This is a genomic window from Thauera sp. 28, from assembly GCF_000310145.2.
In the GTDB taxonomy this organism is placed as follows: Bacteria; Pseudomonadota; Gammaproteobacteria; order Burkholderiales; family Rhodocyclaceae; genus Thauera; species Thauera mechernichensis.
Map to the genome: position 1 here is coordinate 1 of NZ_AMXA01000070.1, position 2,214 is coordinate 2,214.

Consider the following 2,214-nt stretch of genomic DNA (forward strand, 5'->3'; position numbering starts at 1 on the left):
GCTCGCCGCCGGCGCGCCGAGGCTGGCGGCCCAGTCGAGCAGGTGGCGGGCGAAGCCGTCGGCGAGGTCGAGCTCGGCCGGCGGCAGGCTGTCGAAGCGGAGCGCAGTGGATGCCGTCGTTGTCATGCCTCGATCACCTCGGATGGGGTGGGCGCCGCGGCGACGAGGCGGTCGAGGGCGAGGATGTCGGCCTCTGCCGCACGGTGGTGGAATACGCCGCAGGGCTGGCCGTCGAGCTGCCAGTGCGGACGCACGCCGCGTACGAACAGATAGAGCACGCCGCCGAAATGGTGCGCATAGTCGTAGCCAGGCAGGCTGCGCTGCAGGTGGCGGTGCAACGCCAGGGTGTAGAGCAGGTGCTGCAGGTGGTAGCCATGGGCCTGCATCGCGGCCTCCAGGCGTGCGGGCGCGTAGTCCTGCGGCGTGTCGCCGAGATGGTTGGACTTCCAGTCGAGCACCCAGTAGCGGCCGTCGTGTTCGAACACGAGGTCAATGTAGCCCTTGAGGTAGCCGGCGAGGTCCTTGAAGTCCAGCCGTGGCACACGGTAGCCGCGCGCGGCCAGCCAGGCGTTGAGCTGCGCCGCGCCGAGCACAGGCGCAGGCAGGTGGAAGCCGAGCTCGACGCGGCGGCGGGCGGCAGTGACCCCATCCAGGCGCAGCGCAGCGCCTGCGCCCGCCGTCGCCCCCAGCAGCGGCGTGGCAAGCACGTCGTCGAGCATGCGCCGCAGGCGCTGCGGCTGGCGCACGGTCTCGAGCGCACGCTCGCGCTCGCCCAAGGTGGCGGGCGGGCGCTGCGGGTGCGCCTGCAGCGCGGCGGCGATGGCCGCCTCCCAGCCGCTCGGGTCGCAGAAATCGATGGCCTCGAACACCGCGTGCAGGCAGTCGCCTGCCACCGGGCCACGCGGGAAGCGCAGGATGTCGTCGGCGGGGATGGGCTGGCCGGGCGCCACCTCGCTCCCCGCTGCCGCCTCCGGTGCGGACGCAGGCAGCGCGCGGGCATCGTGGTCGCGCGCTGCCTGCTCATGTACCGCACCCGAGATCAGCGCGCTGAAGCTGCCGATGCGCCAGCCCGCGCCCACCTGCGGCGGACGCTGGGCGCGCGGACGCTGGGTGGCGCCGGACGGCATGGCGAGCGCCCCGGCCTCGCCGCTGGGCAGGTCGTCCAGGCGCATCACCGGCCTGCCTTCGTGTTTCGCCGCGGCCACCAGCGCGCGCCACTGCGCGTCGATGTCGGCCGGGCTCCGCTTGTGGGCGTCCCACTGCGCCGGGCTCATGCCGACGCCGGCCACCATCCAGTTGAGCAGACTGCGCCCGCCCTCGCCGTGACTGATGCGGCCAAAACTCGAGGTCGCATAGCTGCCCACCACCAGGTAGCAGCGCTGCACGGCACGGGTGAGCGCGACGTAGATCAGGCGCAGGTCCTCGGCCTGGCGCTCGCGGCGCAGGCGGGTGGCGATCTCCTTGGCATCGGCGGGGTCGGCGCGGTAGTCGAGCACCAGTTCGCCGTCGTCGTCATGCCAGGCGCGCATCGGCCCTTCGCTGCCGTTGCGGCTGTAGCCGTCGAACAGGAAGGGACAGAACACGATGCCGTACTCCAGGCCCTTGGCGCGATGCACGGTAACGATCTGTACCAGGTTGCGGTCCGACTCCAGGCGCAGCTGGGCCGCCTCGCCGCCGCGCGCATCGGCTCGGCGGCTGGCGAGACTGCGCAACAGCACCTCCGGCGAAGCCTGGCCGGCGGATTGCTGCAGCAGCTCGGCCAGGTGCATCAGGTTGGTGAGGCGGCGCTCGCCGTCGGCGCGCGCGAGCAGGCGGGCGGCGACACCGGCATCGCTCATCCACTGCCGCAGCATGACGCCGAAGCCACGCGCCAGCCACAGCTCGCGCCAGCGCGCAAACGCCTCCAGGCGAGCGAGCAGCGCCGCCTCGTCGGCCGCCAGGCGGGCGAGCGCGGCCGCGTCATGCCCCATCGCCGAGGTGGCGAGCGCGGCGAGCACGCGGCGTTCACGCCCGGGCTCGGCGATCGCCAGCAGCACGCGCTCGAGTTCCTCCGCGTCCTCGGTGTGGAACACGCTGGCCTGCGACAGCTCGACGCTGCCCACGCCCGCCGCCGCCAGCGCCTGGCGCATGCGCGCGCCCTGGCTGTGGCTGCGCACCAGCACGGCGATGTCGGCTGGCGCGAGCGGGCGCTCGCCGATGCGGATGCGCCCGGCC

At 73.5% G+C, this 2,214-nt stretch carries 1 protein-coding gene; it reads right to left on the reverse strand.

Annotation, left to right across the window (positions count from 1 at the left end):
- Positions 1-122 precede the first annotated feature (122 nt).
- Positions 123-2,214, reverse strand: a 2,092-nt coding sequence (locus tag C662_RS19430) for a 3'-5' exonuclease (protein WP_002934412.1), incomplete at its 5' end; no start/stop codon positions are given.